This is a genomic window from Agaribacter marinus (genome assembly GCF_030160655.1).
GTDB classification, from domain to species: Bacteria; Pseudomonadota; Gammaproteobacteria; order Enterobacterales; family Alteromonadaceae; genus Glaciecola; species Glaciecola marina.
Window position 1 is genome coordinate 104,599 of sequence record NZ_BSOT01000011.1, and the last position, 19,923, is coordinate 124,521.

12 protein-coding genes are annotated in these 19,923 nt (G+C 41.1%); 6 read left to right on the top strand and 6 right to left on the bottom strand.

Annotated elements, in window-relative coordinates; genetic code table 11:
* Positions 1-80: 80 nt before the first annotated feature.
* From QQK00_RS17635 to QQK00_RS17650, 4 genes are all read left to right on the top strand, one after another.
* Positions 81-887, top strand: a complete 807-nt coding sequence (locus QQK00_RS17635) for an ion transporter (RefSeq protein ID WP_284219001.1) — start codon at positions 81-83, stop codon at positions 885-887.
* A 174-nt stretch (positions 888-1,061) separates the two neighbouring features.
* The gene (locus QQK00_RS17640; RefSeq protein ID WP_284219002.1) at positions 1,062-3,494 is read left to right on the top strand and encodes a beta-galactosidase; all 2,433 of its coding nucleotides are present in this window, start codon (positions 1,062-1,064) and stop codon (positions 3,492-3,494) included.
* Between the two features lie 384 nt (positions 3,495-3,878).
* Complete coding sequence (locus tag QQK00_RS17645; RefSeq protein ID WP_284219003.1) at positions 3,879-8,696, top strand: LamG-like jellyroll fold domain-containing protein; 4,818 nt, start codon at positions 3,879-3,881, stop codon at positions 8,694-8,696.
* A gap of 60 nt (positions 8,697-8,756) precedes the next feature.
* Positions 8,757-9,614, top strand: a complete 858-nt coding sequence (locus QQK00_RS17650; protein ID WP_284219004.1) for a hypothetical protein — start codon at positions 8,757-8,759, stop codon at positions 9,612-9,614.
* Positions 9,615-9,743: 129 nt separating this feature from the next.
* Here the strand turns inward: QQK00_RS17650 and QQK00_RS17655 are convergent, their stop codons facing one another.
* The 3 genes from QQK00_RS17655 to QQK00_RS17665 form a co-directional block, all read right to left on the bottom strand.
* The gene (locus tag QQK00_RS17655) at positions 9,744-12,980 is read right to left on the bottom strand and encodes a sialidase family protein (protein ID WP_284219005.1); all 3,237 of its coding nucleotides are present in this window, start codon (positions 12,978-12,980) and stop codon (positions 9,744-9,746) included.
* Between the two features lie 195 nt (positions 12,981-13,175).
* On the bottom strand, positions 13,176-14,216 hold the full coding sequence (locus tag QQK00_RS17660; protein WP_284219006.1) for an alkene reductase: 1,041 nt from the start codon (positions 14,214-14,216) through the stop codon (positions 13,176-13,178).
* A gap of 56 nt (positions 14,217-14,272) precedes the next feature.
* Positions 14,273-14,824: a carboxymuconolactone decarboxylase family protein gene (locus QQK00_RS17665; RefSeq protein WP_284219007.1), complete on the bottom strand. Its 552-nt coding sequence runs from the start codon at positions 14,822-14,824 to the stop codon at positions 14,273-14,275.
* Positions 14,825-14,979: 155 nt separating this feature from the next.
* Between QQK00_RS17665 and QQK00_RS17670 the strand changes: the two genes are divergently transcribed.
* Entirely contained in the window at positions 14,980-15,579 is a 600-nt protein-coding gene (locus tag QQK00_RS17670) for a TetR/AcrR family transcriptional regulator (RefSeq protein ID WP_284219008.1), read from the top strand.
* Between the two features lie 224 nt (positions 15,580-15,803).
* On the opposite strand, the gene QQK00_RS17675 is transcribed toward QQK00_RS17670, so the two are convergent.
* Together QQK00_RS17675 and QQK00_RS17680 are read right to left on the bottom strand one after the other, a co-directional pair.
* The gene (locus QQK00_RS17675) at positions 15,804-17,465 is read right to left on the bottom strand and encodes a M56 family metallopeptidase (protein ID WP_284219009.1); all 1,662 of its coding nucleotides are present in this window, start codon (positions 17,463-17,465) and stop codon (positions 15,804-15,806) included.
* An 11-nt stretch (positions 17,466-17,476) separates the two neighbouring features.
* A complete protein-coding gene (locus tag QQK00_RS17680) occupies positions 17,477-17,869 on the bottom strand; it encodes a BlaI/MecI/CopY family transcriptional regulator (protein ID WP_284219010.1) in 393 nt (130 codons plus the stop codon).
* Positions 17,870-18,232: 363 nt separating this feature from the next.
* Here QQK00_RS17680 and QQK00_RS17685 point away from each other — a divergent pair, with 363 nt between their 5' ends.
* Entirely contained in the window at positions 18,233-18,838 is a 606-nt protein-coding gene (locus QQK00_RS17685) for a hypothetical protein (RefSeq protein ID WP_284219011.1), read from the top strand.
* Between the two features lie 87 nt (positions 18,839-18,925).
* Here the strand turns inward: QQK00_RS17685 and QQK00_RS17690 are convergent, their stop codons facing one another.
* Complete coding sequence (locus QQK00_RS17690; protein ID WP_284219012.1) at positions 18,926-19,705, bottom strand: hypothetical protein; 780 nt, start codon at positions 19,703-19,705, stop codon at positions 18,926-18,928.
* Positions 19,706-19,923 lie beyond the last annotated feature (218 nt).

The following is a 19,923-nucleotide window of genomic DNA, read 5'->3' on the forward strand; positions in this document are numbered from 1 at the left end:
CATTTTCATACACATTTAGCGCAACATGTTATTACTTAGCCTGCATAGTTGCGGGCTTTTTTTCACTTGGTATTTAGTCAATGATTGATGCACTTCATCGAGGCCTAGTAACACTTCGCCACAACAAAGCGTTCGAATTTTTCGTTATTGCTGTAATCATAGTTTCAGCGCTTGAAATCGGCGCAAAAACCTATGATCTTTCGCCCACGTCACTATTAATTACAACTTACTTAGATGTATTTATAACGGTATTTTTCTTAATCGAGATATGTATCCGTTTTATCACAGAAGAAAATAAAAGGCGTTTCTTTCATTCTGGCTGGAATATTTTCGATACTTTGGTCGTCATCATTAGCTTAATTCCCGTGGACGATTCTGAAATGGCCCTGCTTGCTCGCCTGATTCGTATTTTCCGCGTGCTTAGAATGATATCCATCGTGCCTGAATTACGAGTGTTGATAAATTCACTTTTCATTGCGTTGCCAAGACTTGGCTATGTTGTACTGTTGATGTTTATTATTTTCTATATATATGCGGCTGTAGGCAGTTTCTTGTTTAGTGATATTAATCCTGTGCTATGGGGCAATATTGCGATCTCGATGTTGACTCTGTTTCGCGTAATGACATTTGAAGATTGGACAGATATTCAATACGAAACCATGGATGTGTATCCAATGAGTTGGCTGTTTTATATGACATTTATTTTCTTCACCGCTTTTGCTTTCCTGAATATGGTTATCGGGATTGTTGTCGGCGTAATGGAAGAAGAACATACAAGAGAACGTGAAGAAGCACGTAAAGAATTGGAAAAGGATCAGCCCACACTCAGCGACTTACAAGCGCAAATTGCGTCGTTGAGTGAGCAGATTAAACAACTAAAAAATTAGACTAGCGGGCGTTAGTTTTATGCTGCATACGTGTCGCGGCTAAAAAATTTTTACTAATTGTAAACTAGGTTGATACAGACTAAATAATAGTGAACTTTATATACTCGGGTATACCTGTTTTATCGCTCTTATAAAGCTGTCATTCATCCTGTGTAGTCATAAAAAGGCAAAAATATGGAACACAAATCTCTCTTGAAAACATGTAATAACTACGACAATGGCTGCGCTTCATCTAGTTATTCCTTGTTGACTATTGCGGTATCAGCAATGTTGGCATCTGTGTTACTTTTGGCATCACAAATAGTCAAGGCAGAAGAGAGTGTTTCAAACGCCGAGCATACGCTGTTTAGCTTTGAAGGTGACAATATTCCTGTCGACATTCAACTGGTTAACGCGACCGCCGAGTTTGTATCAAGTGGCAATGGTGTTACTGAGGGTAAAAAAGCCTTACGAGTGAAGTTTAATTCATCGTTACACGAATATTCGGGTATTAGTTTTACGCCTAAAGTACCTTATGATTGGAGTCATTTAGATAGTTTTAGCCTTGCGTTTGATATTGCAAATGAAGGTAAGCTTTCTACCCAACTATACCTCAACGTAGGGGATGCCAAATGGCAGTCTTACACACGAAGCGTTGTCATTCCTGTTGGTGGTTCGAATACCTACTATTCGAAAATGATCGGGCACGATCTTGGGAGTCCCGATACAGGACTTGGTGATAAAGTTGAACTGAATTTGAGTTCAGGTTTACGTTCGAACCCGCCAACATGGGAAACAGACGACACGCAGTTTATTTGGATGTGGGGGGCGAAAAATCTAGATACTGCAGGTATCCGTACTTTCTCGATGAGTGTGCAATATAACCTGCATGATAAAGAAATTACCCTAGATAATATTCGGTTATTGCAACACCCTAAAATGAAGAAAGATTTTCTGGTAAATATCGTTGATGAATTTGGTCAGCCATCACGAATGGAATACGAAGAAAAAGTACACTCTACTGATGAACTTTTGAACGTGCGTGATGCTGAGCTGGCGGAGTTAAACGCTAAGCCTAAAATTGCTAATCGTTCTAAGTTCAGTGGTTGGAAAGATGGTCCCAAATTAAAAGGTACAGGTTATTTTAGAACTGAAAAGGTTGGCGAGAAATGGTCGCTTGTAGACCCAGAAGGCTATTTATTTTTAACCACTGGTATTGCCAACATCAGAATTACTGATGCAAGTACGTTGACCGGCTATGACTACGATTCAAACCTTGTCGGGGCCAGAGGACCTGACGACGTTGACCCTGCCATCACACAAGGGCTTAACCCGCCAGCGTTGAAATCCATTCCTAGTCGTGAACTACTCTCGGATACGCGAAAGAACATGTTTGAATGGTTACCTGAAGTAGATCATCCATTGGCAAGCAGCTATGGCTATAGAGGTGGTGCGCATTCTGGACCAATGAAAAAAGGCGAAGTGTTCAGTTTTTATATGGCTAATCTTGAACGTAAATATGGCGAAACGTCACCTTATTCTTATTTGGAGACATGGCGTAACGTGACAGTAGACAGAATGTTGAGTTGGGGCTTTACGTCATTTGGCAATTGGGTTGATCCGATGTTTTATGACAACAATAAAATTCCCTACTTCGCGAATGGGTGGATTAGTGGTGACTTTAAAACGGTTTCTAGCGGAAATGATTTCTGGGTCAGAATGCCAGATCCTTTTGACCCCATTTTTTCGTCTAGCGTTGAAAGTACGGTAAGCAAAATTGCAAAAGAAGTGCAGGACAGCCCTTGGTGTGTGGGTGTTTTTATTGACAACGAGCATAGCTGGGGGCGCCCTGAGTCGCTGACTACCGAACTGGGTATTGTTATCAACACGCTTAATCGGCCGGAAGATGAGTCGCCGACAAAGGGTATATTTGTCCGAGAAATGAAGAGTAAGTATGGCAGTATCAATAAATTGAACGCGGTATGGGGCATAGCGCTGTCTTCTTGGGAAGCATTTGCGAAAGGTGGGTTTGAAACCAAACTGGATGAGAAAAACGCTGAGCAAGTAAAAGATTATGAGCACCTGTTATTTACTTACTCGTCTGAGTATTTCCGAATTATTAGTGAGTCGATGGATAAGCATATGCCAAATCATATGTATATGGGCGTTCGTTTCGCCGATTGGGGCATGCCTAAGCCTGTCGTCAAGGCCTCAGCTAAGCACGCTGATGTGGTAAGTTTTAACTTATACAAGGAAGGTTTGACCAAAAATAAATGGAAATTCTTAGATGACTTAGATATGCCCACCGTTATTGGAGAATTCCATATGGGCACAACAGCCTCGGGATTTTTTCACCCTGGCTTAGTTCATGCGACGGATCAAGACGACCGAGCGCGTATGTATAAAGACTATATGTACTCTATTTTAGACAATAACTATTTTGTGGGTGCACATTGGTTTCAATACTTAGATTCGCCGATTACTGGTCGTTCATGGGATGGAGAAAACTACAATGTTGGTTTTGTCTCCGTCACTGATATTCCATATAACGCTATGGTGAAAGCTGCTAGAGAACTGCATTCAGAAATGTATGAGCGGCGTTTTGGTGACTTAAAAACCGAGAAATAGTTTGTGTAAATCGACACAATTAGACAGCTATTTTCGCTGTTAGTTAGACGTAAAAATTAGCAATACTGGCTAACCATCACATCAGGTTAACGATTGTACTCGGTAGTTAGTATTGCTCTTCATCTTAGCGCTGTATCAAGCCATTGAATCTTGCATATTCTTGCGACAACATCTTCCTCTTCTTATTTACCTGATTTAATTGTTATTTAAATGTTATAAATAGTTTTAAATTTTGGTTTGTAATATTGTATGTTGTCATATAACATACCTCTGCTTTGTGTGTTTTTTGAACTTCCGGAATGACCGGCGTTATTCCCCAATTCTTTTCTTAATGCACCTTAAGCGAACAATAACGGCACATAAACGCTTAAAGAGAGATAGACCATGTACTCAATTTACAGAATAAAACATCTGCTAGCGCTAATGACATTATCAGCGCTGAGTGCAGACGTAATGGCACAAGATGGCCCTCCAGTCGTTTCGGAGCACTGGCAAAATTACCTCGAAGCCAGAGAGAAAAATAGTAGCTTTCAATTAGACAAAAAATCTTTTTACAGAGATAAAAGCTACAGCGCTGACGATGTACTACCTAATTTTTCGTTCGCAGGTTACAAATTTGGTGAAGAGCCATTACCCACACGCAACCTCGATATTGGCTATCCAGCGAGTGTTCCTGAGTTTGATCCAAGCTTAACTGGCCATAAAATATTTAACGTCTTGGATTATGGTGCAATCCCGAATGACACAAACTCTGATAAGGAGGCATTGCGCGCAACTATAGCTGCCGCAAGTGAGTACATTGACAACAACGCCATTTATGGTGAAAACAGCGTCGGTGCGATCATTTATTTTCCCGCGGGGCTGTTTTTGGTCAATGAACCATCGGATATGATGGGTGTAGCTGAATCGCAACCCACAGGGCAGGGGAACGACGCAGACAGAATATTTGCGCAGGCGCACCAACCTATCGTCATAGACCGGAGCAATATTATTTTGCGCGGTGCAGGAAAAGGCCAAACTGTTTTATACATGCGAGAGCATTTTCGAGCGCCTTATTCAAATCTCATGTGGACGACACCGTCTTTGTTTCAAGTCGGTGTAAGTCGTGAGTGGCAACCGCGGTCGGGCGCTGCTAGTTCGCCAGCACAGCATAAGTTATCTCAGCCTAATTATATAACGCGGGCAAAAGACAGTGTACTAAGAGAGTCATCTGATTCACTAAAGGTTGAGAGTGTTGATGATTTATATGTAGGGCAGTGGGTTACGCTCCGAAGTTTAGATACTCGTGATGACGCAATTGCTGAGGCAATGTCGCCTTATATGCCTGAGCCTTGGTTTTTAGCGGATGGAACATCACACCAAGCGGGATTAAATCGAGGGCTCAGTAGGATTGAGAGAAAACAAATAAAACAAATCATTGGTAAACGTGTGGTGTTTCATTCGCCTATACACGCAACAATAGAGAAGGCAAAAAATGCCGAAGCCGAAGGACATGGTTGGGGATTAGAGGAAGATCTGCAGCCCATGCAATTTTTTGGTATGGAAGACCTTACGCTCGAAGGTGCATGGAATGAAGATTTTGTTCATCACAAAAACTACATACATGACAGTGGATGGACCGCATTGCGAATGAATCGTGTGTCGCACTCGTGGGTGAAGAATGTCGAGTTTAAAAGTTTCAATCAGGGACTTACCATTAACGGCGCAGCTATTACCGTGCAAGATGTTGATTTTACGGGTAAGGCTGGTCACTCAAGTCTAGCAATTGAAAGAAGTACAAACGTCCTTGCGATAAATATTGATGATAGGGCTGATACTTGGCATGGCCCTGGTTATGCGAATCATGCTAGTGCCAACGTCATATTGAATGCGAATATGACGCCGACAGCTGGTCCCAATATCCATGCGTCATTTCCTCGCGCTAACCTATTTGACAAGCTCAAAGGCGGTTTTATTACAGGTCGATGGGGAGGATCTGTAGGAAGTCAACCCAATCACCTTAAGCACCTTGTGTTTTGGAACCCGAATAACACAGCAGCAAGTAAAGAAAACTTTCAGTTCATGCAAGCTGGGAGTAAGTTTGGACGGATTGTAACGCCATACGTTATTGGCATGCATGGAAATCCTCATACCTTTGAAAAACAGCAAAATTATGTGGATTTTGCCATAAACGAATACTTCACTAACGGCGCTGAAATTCCTAATTTTGATGAGTTACATCCTAAATGCAGAGAAGTGCGTGACGAAGATGATGATGACTACTGCGATAGTCCAGCAGATGACGGTTCGACCGTGATCACTTACACGCTGGATGGCGCGGGTACCGCAATATTCCCACCGTTGGCAAACCCGTATCTGTATTCAAATGCTGACTATAGCCAGTCTCAAGCGATTGAAGAGTCGATAGGGCGTCCTGTAAAACCATACTCTTTATACGAAGCGCAAGTCGCACAGCGTTTTGGCGAATTGCCAGAATGGCTAGTAGAGGTTGCTGGTAAGGTAAGATATGTCAGGTTTGTGGCTGAATCGGGCATCGATGGCGCCGAGGCAAACATTGTTGTATTGGATCAAATGGGCTTTCCTATTGAAGGCGCAAGCAAAACGACGGTAGCAGATAGTTATCCAAATGAGACTATCTTCGACTTGGGTGATTACTACGAACCTGCGGGTCTTCAATTTGGACAAGATGTTGAAGATGGCAATCGAGTCACATCATTTTCCGTTTATACAGCGAAAACCTCGGGTGATTGGCAAAGCGCGGATGCAACAGGCTCTTTTGGTAACAGCAATCATATCCAAAATATACAAATTGGTAAGCGTGAAATAGCGAGAGCATCGGCAATTGCATCTGAAAGTTCGGCTAGTAACAATCCAAACAATATACTCGATCGCAATGACGGGACACATTGGTCTGGTGGTGAAGATGCATATATTTCAATTGATTTACAAGACGTTCTCAATCTTTCGGGGATAAAACTTGCGTTCTTGAATGGCGTCAATTCGGCGTATAGTTTTACGCTTGAATATTCCTTAGATCATCAAGTGTGGGAGACGGTAAGCTTTGCGAATGGTCAAGCATCTGCCGAAAATTCGATGGCAACGAATGCGCTTGAAGAGTTTGAATTTGACGTCCCTATTGACGCTCGATATATAAAAATTACTGGTATCTCCAGCGTAAATGCATACACGCAATTTGAAGCTGTATTAAAACGTGATCCAGTCTTAAGTCTACATCTAAGTATAAATGAAGGGGAAGGAAACACGACTCAAGATCTTTCTGGCAGGGGCAATCACGGTGAACTACAAAACTTTGTTCCGGATGTTGTTGTGCCAGATCCTGAAATTGAAGAAGTCAATGGCCTTATTTTTGACGGTATTGACGATAGAGTCGTGCTACGTGATATTCAATATGATATTGATACAAACGGCGACGCTAACTACACAGTAGCCACTTGGATCAAATTTAAAAATCAAACAAGCTCCACTTTTCCAATATCTAAGAGTCGTTGGCATGGTGGCAACCCGTTTTATTTCATGGCAACAAGTGACGGAAAAATTGGGGTAAGAATCAATAGTAAAGGTCCACTTATCAGCGGCTATGCTGACGATGAATGGCATCATGTGGCGGGCGTGTTAAGCGGAAAAACACTATCGGTCTACATTAATGGTGAGCTTAAGGCTAGCGAGGTAGTTGAACCCCAATCAAACAGTCAAGCGCTATCTATTGGCGATAGTGCCGTGTCTGGCCCTGCATTCAAAGGTGGTTTGGATGATGTGCGGGTTTACAACAACAGAGCGCTCACAGCTGCAGAAATCGCTGAGTTAGCAATGACACGTGAACCAACAGACATGACTTGTGAGTTGGTCAGCGAGCCAGGATTGGAAGTACTGTTAAGACTGGATGATGCTGATGATGCCAACCCTGAGTCAAGCTTAACTACCTGCAACAGTGCATTTGATGAAGTGTTCTCACTTGAGAATGGTGCAATGTGGATCGCGCCTGTGCCACCTTCAGGCATTAACGGCGTGACCGTTGATGGCGTTGATGACAGAGTTGAAGTTGGAGATATTCAATATGATATTGATGCCGATGGCAACGCAAAATACAGTGTATCTACTTGGATAAAATTCGCACCACAAAGTAAAACAAGCTTCCCATTTTCTAAAAGCCGCTGGCATGGAGGCAATCCGTTTTATGTTATGGCGGGTTCGGACGGAAAAATTGGCGCAAGAGTAAATGGTAAAGGGCTTTTAGTTAGCGGCTATGCTGACGATGAGTGGCATCATTTAGCTGCGATTTTAGATGGTAAAACCTTAAAGCTTTACATGAATGGTGAGTTCAAGGGTGAAGAGGTAGTAGAACCAAAAAGTAACGGAAATCTTGTTTCCATTGGTGATAGTGCTGTACCGGCAAATCCGTTTAAAGGTAGCTTGGATGATCTCCGCATCTACAACAATGTCGCCTTAGATGAAGCGACAATTGCCAATCATGCTGCTGAACGCCCATTCGCTGATGCGCCTTGTGACATCGTTGACGAACCAGCGTTATCTGTATTCCTTAGATTCGAAGACGTAGACCCTAGTGCGGTTGACGCGCCACTAACGAGTTGTGACGCATCTGGCAATGGATATCACGGCATGTTTTTCAATGGTGCACAATGGGCTGGGGAATTACCTGATGTCCCGATACAAACTAATGGATGGCAGAGTGATAGTGATGGTAGCTATCTGAATTTTGATGGGGAAGACGATATCGTTGTGTTGCCTAATATTCCGTATGGCAACATTAACAATGAATATAGTGTGTCGATGTGGGTTCGCTATGCACCTCAAGGCGACAACTATATGTTTAAGCGTGTGAGCAAATGGACAGGTAATAGCCCATTCACCATTCAGGGTATCGGCAACGATGTACGGGCAGGTATTCGAAACAACTTCATTACGGTTGCTGATAAGGCTGACAGCGAATGGCACCACCTAGTCGCGGTACTAAAAGGCACATCACTCAAGTTCTATGTTGATGATGTCCTTGAAGGAGAGATTGAAGTAGAGCCGTTAAATGACAATGGGCCGACAAGTATAGGCGGGCCTGCGGCAGATGTCGGTTTTAGAATGTATAGCGGCGACATTGACGAAGTTCGAGTGTATCAATATGCACTCACATCCACTGAAGCTAGCGAACTATATAATTTGGGTCGTTGAAGAAATTGCAGCGCCATTAGTTGATGGCGCTGCAAGAAAAATGATAAAGGAGTAATAAGGATGAAAAGCAAGAAATTAATTCAGTCAGCAGTGTTTAGTTTATTCGCTTTTTCAGCGGGCTCTGCGATGGCGGTGCCGGTTTTATGGGAATCAAATTTTGGTGATGAAATTACCGATTTAAGTGGCGAAGACGATGAGATTTCAAATGTATCACTGAGTTTCTTATTTCCATTTGCGGGTGATACGTACAGTGATTTTGCCGTTGGCACAAATGGCGGCGTTCAAGCACTCGATAACGCAGGTTTGGCAGGTAACGACGATGATATTGATTATGATTTATGGGCAGATTTGGATGAATTTTTAGGCGATGGTTCGCCTTTATTTACGCCATTTAATACTGACCTTTCGTTAGAGGATAGCGGCAGTATCCATTTCAATGATTTTGGTGACAGAGCGGTGTTTACATGGAATGAAGTCGGTTCGGCGCTCAACCCAGATCATTTAGCTAGTTTCCAATTGCAGCTACTCGATATTGGGCAGATTATCTTTAGTTACAATGGCATTTTTGATGATGCAGGTGAAAGCCTTTTTGATTCGTTGGATGAAGGCATAGTCACTGGCATAAGTGCGGGTGATTTTGGTCCAAATAGTCTGGTTGATTTAAGTGTAGGTGACAATACAGGAGCATCAACAGTGTTTGAGCAGTGGTGTTTTGACAGTGCAGATAGTTGTGATCAATTTACCGGTGCAAGTAACGATTTTTTCGATTTAGATCAAATGTCACTCGTATTTTCACCTAACAGTTCAGGCGGCTTTAATGTATCAGCACAAGCTAACAGCGTAAGTGCGCCTAGTATGGCTGTAATTGTTGCACTTAGCTATTTAACCTTTTTACGTCGTCGCTCAAATAAACCTTAACGGTGTCTCCGGGATAAATATTTGAGTGACATGTTTGGTCAGCGTTTAGCTGAACGCTGACCTTTTTTGTTTCGCAAACGAAATTTAACTTACATAAGTAATAGATCAACTAGAAACTATTAAGAGTTCTTAGTTTAAGTTACCTAAGTTTTCAAAAAAGATATCCCGTGTTTCATTGTGATCTAACGAATAAACCATACCATAACTTCCATCATCTAGCCTGATTACATGGGGCTCGAAACCTTCAATATCCGTCACATATATTGGCGATTCAAATTGCCCATTGTCTTGAAGAATCTCATAATAAAGTTTGCCATACCGCACATAAAACAGCCGTATATCTTCATTGCTCTTTGTAAAGGAGATGACAGATGAGGCGTAGCCATCTTTTTCAATCGTTTGTACATGCTCCCAATCTTCACCAGCATCAGATCTGACGATCTCAATACCAGATTTTCCATAAGAAATATATGCCATAAGTAAAGAGCCGTTGGACAACTGGATGACTTTGGAACCAAAATCAAAATCTTCATCGTTTGCTACTTGGACAGGTGCCGTCCAATTTTCTAGATCAAATGACGTGATCGTATATACGTTAACATTATTTCCATCAGTATTGCGTGAGAATGAAACCATAAACTCGCCGGAATCTAGTTGAATAATATCATCTTCAGATGGGGAATGAGTAACACAGATTCCGCTGTCAAAGCATGTTTTAGTTGTCGGTATTGGGATAGAGGCTTTACGATCCCATTGACCAAAGCTAACTTCTTCTAATACACATAGTGATGACGAACCGCAACTTGTCAGCAGGTAGAGAGCACCGTCAGGAGCATTATACAATACTGTTCGACTGCTTGAGTATTGGTTCAATCTATCGGTAGATTTAAACCATGTTGCTCCATGGTCATTGGAGTTGTTTATCGCCAGGGTCACGTCATCACCGAAAACACGATATGAGACTCGAAGTTTACCCGTATTGTCTTGAATAAATGATGTTGCAGACAAACTTCCACTTTCGTTACTAGTAATATTAACACCAGGGTCTGGTTGCATAAAGAATTTGCAAGTGTCATTTTCAGTACAAGTTACCGAGTAATATACCGATTGCCTATACAACTGCGTAATTCTCTCGCCATTACAGATATTGTTTGCTCTAGAGCAATAAAAGGATACGTCTGTTCTGAAGTTTCCTTCATAACTTGGTGCAGGAAATGTAACTTCCCAAGCTTCTTTAATCGGGTTATATAAACCGTTGAAGAAATTTTCTTCAGTGTATCTTTGAATTCGATTATTTGGATCTGTTTCGTCATAGGTGTAATACTGAACGTGATACCCCATACTTGAGCTTGCTTTGCCACCTTGAGTTGTTTTACCTCGCACTAACCATTCTATTTGAGCTTCTGCCAAGTAATCATCTTTAACCCGCGCTACCTCAATATTATCTAGGGCATCAATTATTGTGTCGTTGTCATCATCGTTGTCAAAATTGTCCCCAATACCGTCATTGTCTAAGTCGAAAGTTTCTGTCGAATCGAAGGGAAACATATCATTGATGTCGAATACGCCGTCATTGTCATCATCTGTATCCGCATTGTTTCCAATACCATCTTCATCTGTATCTATAGACTCGGCGCTGTTTAAGGGGAATGCATCACTAACATCGTCAACTCCGTCATTGTCATCGTCTGGGTCTGCATTATTCCCGATACCGTCTTCATCGTTATCTAGATACTCACTGTCATCTAGTGGGAAGCTATCGTTTACATCCTCAACATTGTCATTATCGTCATCTGTATCCGCATTGTTTCCAATACCATCATCATCCGTATCTACTGATTCGGTGTTGTCGAGCGGGAAAACATCATTGACATCGTCAACTCCGTCATTGTCATCGTCTTGGTCCGCATTATTACCGACGCCGTCTTCATCGTTATCCACAGACTCAGTACTGTCTAGCGGAAAGACATCGTTTATGTCTGCAACGCCATCATTATCATCGTCTTGGTCTGCATTATCACCAATACCGTCTTTATCGTTGTCTTGGAATTCAGTGCTGTCTAGTGGAAAACTATCATTTAAATCTTCAACATTATCATTGTCGTCATCTATATCAGCGTTATTACCAATACCATCATTATCGCTGTCTATTGATTCACTATTATCATATGGAAATGCATCTTCGATATCCAATACGCCGTCATTGTCATCATCAGTATCTGCATTGTCACCAACGAAATCTAAGTCGTTGTCACGCCACTCTGATGCTAAAGTTGGGAATAAATCCATCTGATTTTCAATATTGTCGCCATCCAAGTCACTATCGAGACTATTCAGTACTCCATCGTCATCAATATCACTGTTCAACAAAATACGAGTTTGATCTGAAATATTAGACAATGACGCATCCGCAGGAATTTCTATATCCGCTATCCCCATTTCCGTGATTTCTGTCTTTAGTTCGTCGAGTAATAATGATATTTTCTTGTTATTCGCCCCGGCAAAGTTCAATTTGTTTACTGATTGAGAGAAAAATGCCAACTCATCACTGCTATAGGGTAATTCGTTTTTGGACACACCATCTACTGAACCATCTTTTAAGTCGGATGCTAGAGCATTCATTAACTGATCCAACACCACCGTGTCACCACTTAACTGCCGCCTGAATTGAAAAAGCTGAGCCGCAAAAATTTCATTAGAAAGTCGCGCTTCCCAAAGTTTTTCGAGGCTGTCTTCATTTGTGTCTCCGTAGACTATTGGCACCGTTAAGCGCGTATTGAATTGGCTTGAAACTTGCCGTACAAATGCTGATCTAACAAGTGCACTTGATGCAGAAATTGTGTCTTCAGTTATGCCTTCTCCTGTTAAATCTGACAGAATCACTTTTAGTGTCAAAGTAGATAGTGGTGTCGCAAATAAGAAGTCTTTTTCTTTAATTTGCTCTGCGCTTACTAAGTTACGTAAAACAGAAAAAACAGGCGAAGAACCCGTTGTCATGTCGATTGTTCCGTCATTCGCCGTAAATTGAATAACATACCAATCGTCAGGCTCGCCTACTAATTGCATATCAGAAATGAGAGCATTTTCATTTGTAGTCGCACTTGCGACTAACAGTCCTAAACCGTTAGTATTTCCAGGAGCAAATTTGTACAAGGACACATCAGCATATTTTAGTGGACCTTTTACACCGGCACCTTCAATGCTATACACAGGTTCTGGGGGGGGATTGGTAGCAGGTTGACTTGGGGCCGATTGGTTTGGAGAGGTCCCTGAATCGCTACCACCTCCGCCACCACATGCAGCCATCATTAAGGCAGAAGCGATTACAATTGATATTTTTTTTATTTCTAACGAATGACTTTTCATTACAACATCCCTGTTTGTTTATCGATGCAAATAATGTACTTAATATTTAGCACACTATTTGCGCGATAATAACAGAGAGCGTTACTTTTTTGAAGATTCGAAATGTATCATCCGACAAAAGTATTGTGGCCTGTGTGGTTGCACTATCCTCATAAGCTGTTTCGCAATGTGTCATTCGACTTTTCAAATTAAGTTTTACACTAATTCCGCTAACATATCTTCACTGTAAGGTGTAAGCGCTTCCCCTTTTTTGACTTTTTCGATGTAGTTATGGTTTGCAATAAATGGTCTGCCGATAGCTACTAAATCAAATTTATCTTCGGATATTGCGGTACTGGCTGTTTCTGCTGAATATCCGCCAACGCCAACCAATGTTTTACTGTAGTTGGCTCTGACATAACTAGATGCTTGACCACCTAAATAGTCAAAAATCATAGTGTCATCAAAAATACCAATATGCAGAAACGCTAAATCGCGTTTTTCAAGCGCCGCTAATAAATGATCAAAAACGTCTCGATCTTCAGCCGTGCCAGCCATGTTAAAGTATGCGCCCGGAGAAATCCGTAATGCGGTTCTGTCAGCGCCAATTTTGTCAGTTATTGCATCTACCACTGCTAACGGAAAGCGCACCATGTTTTCTGGCGTTTGCCCGTATTCATCGTTACGTTTATTGCTATCATGATGTAAGAACTGGTCCAACAAATAGCCATTTGCGCCATGGATTTCTACGCCGTCAAAGCCCGCTTCTATAGCGTTTTCAGCCGCTTTTACAAAGTCATTCACAAGGTTTTGTATGTCTGTTTTGGTCGCTGCTTTTGGCGTTTGATATCTTAATTCGCGCATTCTAGGGACATTTCCTTCTACGCCCACCGCGGACGCTGAAAGCACCTCATCGCCATCATAAAAATAAGGATGGGCAACTCTACCGGTGTGCCAAAGCTGTGCAAACATCTTACCGCCATTTTTATGGACGGCTTGCGTTACCACTTGCCAACCTTTTATTTGCTCAGGTGAGAAAAGTCCGGGTGTATTGGGGTAGCCTTGTCCGTCAGGACGAATGATTGTGGCTTCTGAAATAATAAGGCCTGCATCGGCACGGCGAGAATAATAGTCTGCCATTTGCTGAGTAGGGACTAAGTTATCATCTGCCATGCAACGCGTTAATGGCGCCATCAGAATGCGATTCTTTAATGTAATTGTGTCATTTAATGAAAATGTCTCGAAAAGGTTTTCCACTAGTCAATCCTATAAAAATTTTGAGCATAATTGCTTGTAAATTATGATGTGCAAATTTATTTTGCTTGCCAATCAAAAGGCTTAAAGGCGTCATCAACCGGCGTATTGGCTAAATGATTTGTATAGTTACTCATTACTTTTTGAGCAAGAATCAAAATAATGTCGAGTACTTGTTGTTGCTGGTATCCTGCGTTAAAAAAGGCGGTCAATTGCGCGTCTTCGACAACTCCTCTTGCGCGAGTTATAGCGAGTATCGTGGTTTTTAGCGTATTGAGCTTTTTGTCAGATAGTACTTCGTTATTACGTAACTCATTGATTAACTTATCGTTTATTTTCATGCTTTTAGCGATAGCGGTATGAGCTGGCACACAATAGTGGCATGCATGTTCAACATTGATTGTTTGCCAAACAACTGTTAACTCTTCCGCGTTAAATGATGTTTTTTGTGCCAATGTGTGCAGTGTTTGATAAGCCTCAAGTAGTTGAGGGGACTCTGCCATTACTGCATGCAGGTTTGGGATCATGCCAAAGGCATTCTCTGAGTTTTCAAACAATGGTATTGCTTCACTAGGAGCGCTTTCTTTGGTGTGTAGTGTAAAATTATGCATGTTGAACTCCGATGTCGTTTAATAATATTTATATAAGCTCTGACGTTTGAGGGCTTGTATATTTGTTTTGATTTTATAATCTAGCTTTACTTGAACACTTGTTCAAGTAATAATTGAACAGGTGTTCAAAACTTTGTAATCTACGGTATATCTTTATGAAATATAACCACACTGAGGCAATAGAAAAGGCAACGCAGTTGTTTTGGCAGAAAGGCTTTCAAGCATCGGGTATGCGTGACATTCAACATGCCTTAGATATGCGGCCTGGCAGTATTTATGCGCGCTTTAAAAGTAAAGACGTTTTATTTCAAACTGTCGTTGAACAATATAACGAATGCAATAGAAGAAAACTGGTCGAGGTAGCAAATGCGGTGTCTCCAATCAACGCCTTGCGTGAGTTTATTATTACACCGCTCACTGGTTCGGAAGACAAACGCTATGCACGGCAGTGCTTATTAGTTAAAACTATTCCTGAGTTAGATCTTCTTGGCATAAATTGCCAACAAGTGGTTATGGAGGGAATTACAACATCCCGTGAATGTTTTATTTTGGTGATAGAAAGTGCTATTGATAAGAATGAATTGCCCGCAAATACACCCGTGAGCAATGCGGCAGATTGGCTGATGAATCAATTTATTGGTTTACGCGCTTATGCGTCAATCAATGATGATGACATGGGCATCAAATTTATGGTTGATAAGTTATTCATCGATTTAACTAGTGCTTGGCCTGAAACACAGGCGTTGAGTGAATAAGTTTTGCTATAGTGCTACTGCCAACACTGATGTTTTTGACTGTGGGGGTATTGAGCTTTGTGATCGGTTTTCGAAGAAAATAATGCTTACATCAGTTGATGAGTTTGCGTAAGCTAAAAATCAGTCATTTAGCTTTTAATATTAATGCGCAATAAAGCCGCTGATTTATGTATTTCTAGTGATTAAATCAACGGCCGGAGCGTGATTCACATAAATAATATAGTTTAATTACTTACTATGATGGGCTTTCCTTCATATGTACCAATCATTTTTTTCGTTTGCTCTAAATTTTTAATATTAAGTTCAGTGGGTGAAATAATCACAGCCTCTTCGAACCAACGCAAGGCACTTTCGGTATCACCGTTCGCGAAATAACTTGTCCCGAGCAACGTTGCCCAATAATCGGGGGCGTTAAGACCCTGCAGTTTGGTTTCTGCCATTAACTGTTCCAAAATATCTATTGCCGTTTCGAAATTCTGTAATCTAAAGTGTCCGTTAGCGAGCGCTGCTTCTATTTCAACTTCTTTATGACTGAAGTTTTCTCGCCAATGAGATGCATACTCAATAATCTTATCCCAACGCTCCAAGTATGTTGCTGAGGCTATTGTTCGGACTATCATGGCGTGCAAATTGTGGCTCGAAATGTCAACGTCACCTAATAATTTCATTATCTGATCTGATGTCACTACTACTTGCTTATGTTGTTTCTGCAATGAAGTTAAGAGATGTTTTGCCGCCAAAATCTCTAACTGACTTTGCTTAGAGAAGGCGCTTAAGTTTTCTAAAATAGGGTTCAAAATATCTTCTGCAAGTGCTAGGTTTTGCTCTTTGCCGAATATTGCTGTACTAAAAGCATCTAGCTCGGGAGTTGATGCAACCATTAGTGTAGATTTTGGTGGAGTATTCTTTAAAACTTTATCAACTACTCCAGTTGCGTTTGATAGCCCTATCCAGCCAAAGAGGCAAAATAATCCTACTATTACTGTGTTGTGTCGTTTTTTCATTTGTATTTCCTCGTCTAATATTAAGACTCGTTTAAGGTTAAATTTTTGCCCATAGCGAATACTGGCTATTGGCTGATTGACAACACGTTTATCGATAGTTGTTTGTTGATTTAGCATTATTTGAATCAACAACTGTTGATAACTATTCTCCGGCATCTGCGACTGACAAGTTTCGTCGCAACTGAGCTCCATTTGCTGTTTGGTATAATTACTTGCCCACCATGCGATAGGGTTCCACCAAAGTAGGCGTTGTAGAATGCAGATAACCCATAACCAGCGAGGGTCGTTTTGTTTTATATGCGTGACTTCATGCAACACAGTAGCGCTAAGTTGCTCGGTGTCTTGCAGGGTTTCGTCTATCCAAATCAACGGGTGAAGTAGCCCTGTTGCCATGCCTGGGCCTTGGCTAGCTATTCGTCGAATAGGATATTGAGCGGCATGTGCTGTGTTGTCATGCTTGAGGGTTTGCCAAAGTGCGTTGTCTAGTCGCGAATTTGCAAGCCATGCACGCATTAGTTTGCGATAACGGCATATGTCTCGTGCAAATAAGCTTAGGCCTATTGCTGCAACGACAAGCCATAAGTAGTCTAAAGATACCGTTAACCAATTTATCTGCATGTTTGTTTGAAGCGCTGTATTGTTTAACGCATTGATGGCAGGCATAGCAATGTTACTGGCGTCAATTTGCGGCAAAGCAAATAAGGGGGAGTTGGCCATGGTGTGTGGCAGACTAATGTGCAATATATGCCAAGGTATTAACCAGCTTACTAACATTGTAATGCCAACATAGAAGCGAAGTCTCGCAGGAGATTTAGCCAGTGCCATTAGGGCTAATGCACACAATAGGCTTAACAATAAATTTAGGATAAAATAGCGTTCCATTGGCTGGCTCCCTATTTTTTAGATTTACGTTGCGTTGACTTCTTTTCTGCCAACATCTTTTCTAACTTCTCAATATCATCATTATTCAGTTCTTCGTTTTCAATCAATTGCGCAATGAGTTGTTGAGGTCTATTTGAAAACAAGCGCCGTAAAAAACCTTTGAGCAGTGGTGTAGATAACGACTCTTGTTTTATGGCTGGCGCATAGAAAATGGTTCTTCCTTGCAAGCTTTCACGCTTAATTGCCGATTTTTGCTCCAACCTATCGACAATGGTTTTTACTGTCGAGTAACTAACTTCTTTATTTTCAGTAATAAGTTCATGCACTTGTGGCGCGGATGCTTTGTTTACTCGCCAAAATATACTCATTACGTCGAGTTCAAAATCACTAAGTTTTTTGTTCATGGGTAATCCTTCTCTACATTTGTAGTTTTTATATCTACAAATGTAGATTATAGAGTTAGGGCTGTCAAATACATCGGGGAATATTTTTTGTGACTATGGCGGAGGGTTCTTAAGGTTGCTGTAAAGGTTAGACATGTGAATACGACTCATGTGCTAGCTCAAAAAGATAAAATTCTATTAGCCCCTCATCGGCAGAAAACTAAGATTAACTACTAATGAAAAATATCGAAATGAGGGGTATAGCGGTATCCATAAAAATTTTTATGGATTAGACTATTCCGGTGGGGAAGAGAAATCCCTATATTGGTTTGGGTAAATTTCCCCAAACGTATTCAATTAAAAATTAAAATGGAACTTAGTAATATGTTTAAAAAAATTCTATTGTGTCTTGGCGTAATTATTTTCGTAAGTGGTTGTAAATCCACCTTGATGCAACCTTCTCAAGAGCCACTATCTATAAATGCACCAACCGATAAAGCACAAATGATATTCATGCGGTCAGCATTTACTGGTCAGGCTATTCAAGCATCTGTTTTTGACGTAACGTCTGGAACGCCTGAATTTATTGGTATTGTTTCGAATGACACAAAAGTTGCGTATACCGTTGAACCGGGAGAGCGTATGTTTATGGTAGTAGGCGAATCAGCCGATTTCCTAAAAGCGGATATGCTTGCTAACAAGACTTATTTTTCTGTTGTTTCCCCACGAATGGGGTTTTGGAAAGCTCGCTTCTCAATGCACCCTGTAAGGCATCAAGGTAAAGACGGTAAATTTACCTACGAATCAAAAGAGTTCAAAAAAATTGATGCCAATACTAGTTTAGTTGTAGCAGGAGATGCGGCACTAAGTTGGGCGAAAGAAAATTTGGGATCCATTAAAGCTAAGTTAAGTAAGTACCTTCCTGCCTGGAAAGAAAAGGAAGAACACAAACAAAAACAAGCGACCGTAAACAAAGATGACCATATCTAGATTTTAAGTGCAGAGCCATGGGAACAATTGAACATGGCTCTGCAGTTTCATTGTCGCAGTAATTCATACTGCAAAGATTATTACGGCCTAATCAACGGAGAGTTTCATAGTATTCTTACCAATCGAGACGTTATCACCAAAACTTGACTGTATTTCGTTCTCATATTCATGTTGTAGGCGTACTAGGCGATCGTCAATTACAGTAAATACTGAAGACTCTGAGTTTTTCACTTTGACAGATAACACAAGAAAGGCTCTTCCTTTCCCATTGAACTCTGTGTCTATCTGAATTGGGTAGCCGTTTTCATCCATGATTATAGAGTAAATCCCTTCAAATTTGCTGACATAAGAACGGGTCTTAGCATCTGTGATGATGGATTCAAGCGGCAAGCTAAAACGTACCACAGTAGCTGGATTGCCGTTGTACGTTATGTTTTCATCCTCAATGAATGTTGCTTTTTCTATTCGCCTTAATATGCTTTTAGCTGCAGATAATTGATAACTGAAACTTTTTGCATTTACGCTACCTACGGCATTGAGTGTTGGTGTGTCAGCCTCTTCATCCGCGGCCTGTGCTTGCGCTTCAAGTTCCATTGTTTCTAGCACTAGTTGAGGGTATGTTATATGTAGGCCTGCATCATCAATTGCGACAGAGACAGAAATACTTCCGGTGGTTTCTTTTCTGTCATCTTTGTCATCAGCGTCACTTATCTCGGTATTATTGCGTTCATAAACCGCTGAAATAGGCGCTTTACCTTCTAATTTTCTTAGGGCGTCTTTTAGTCGCGTGACATTGTCATTTTCTGCAAAGGCGCTAAAAGCGAAAAAACAAATAAATACAGATAAAGGCGCTATTATTTTTTTCATAGATTTTCTACCACAATGATCAACGGACCTTACGTCCAAATGTTTTAAATTTTGAAGTATTGTGGCTGATATTTTTATGAAAAGTTTCAATGATTTGTAAATGTTTGTGTTTTGATCAGGTTAAACAGGTAACGGGCTTCCCGCTGTCATGCCACTATTTTTGGCACGTAAAATATTTGCTGGCATATCACAGTATTCATTTTGATACCCTATTACCA

What these genes read in the sequence shown, in the direction of transcription:
- QQK00_RS17665 (WP_284219007.1), bottom strand. Translation starts at nt 14,824, where the DNA reads ATGCATAATTTTACACTACACACCAAAGAAAGCGCTCCTAGTGAAGCA.
- QQK00_RS17685 (WP_284219011.1), top strand. Translation starts at nt 18,233, where the DNA reads ATGTTTAAAAAAATTCTATTGTGTCTTGGCGTAATTATTTTCGTAAGT.
- QQK00_RS17645 (WP_284219003.1), top strand. Translation starts at nt 3,879, where the DNA reads ATGTACTCAATTTACAGAATAAAACATCTGCTAGCGCTAATGACATTA.
- QQK00_RS17670 (WP_284219008.1), top strand. Translation starts at nt 14,980, where the DNA reads ATGAAATATAACCACACTGAGGCAATAGAAAAGGCAACGCAGTTGTTT.
- QQK00_RS17650 (WP_284219004.1), top strand. Translation starts at nt 8,757, where the DNA reads ATGAAAAGCAAGAAATTAATTCAGTCAGCAGTGTTTAGTTTATTCGCT.
- QQK00_RS17690 (WP_284219012.1), bottom strand. Translation starts at nt 19,705, where the DNA reads ATGAAAAAAATAATAGCGCCTTTATCTGTATTTATTTGTTTTTTCGCT.
- QQK00_RS17675 (WP_284219009.1), bottom strand. Translation starts at nt 17,465, where the DNA reads ATGGAACGCTATTTTATCCTAAATTTATTGTTAAGCCTATTGTGTGCA.
- QQK00_RS17635 (WP_284219001.1), top strand. Translation starts at nt 81, where the DNA reads ATGATTGATGCACTTCATCGAGGCCTAGTAACACTTCGCCACAACAAA.
- QQK00_RS17640 (WP_284219002.1), top strand. Translation starts at nt 1,062, where the DNA reads ATGGAACACAAATCTCTCTTGAAAACATGTAATAACTACGACAATGGC.
- QQK00_RS17655 (WP_284219005.1), bottom strand. Translation starts at nt 12,980, where the DNA reads ATGAAAAGTCATTCGTTAGAAATAAAAAAAATATCAATTGTAATCGCT.
- QQK00_RS17680 (WP_284219010.1), bottom strand. Translation starts at nt 17,869, where the DNA reads ATGAACAAAAAACTTAGTGATTTTGAACTCGACGTAATGAGTATATTT.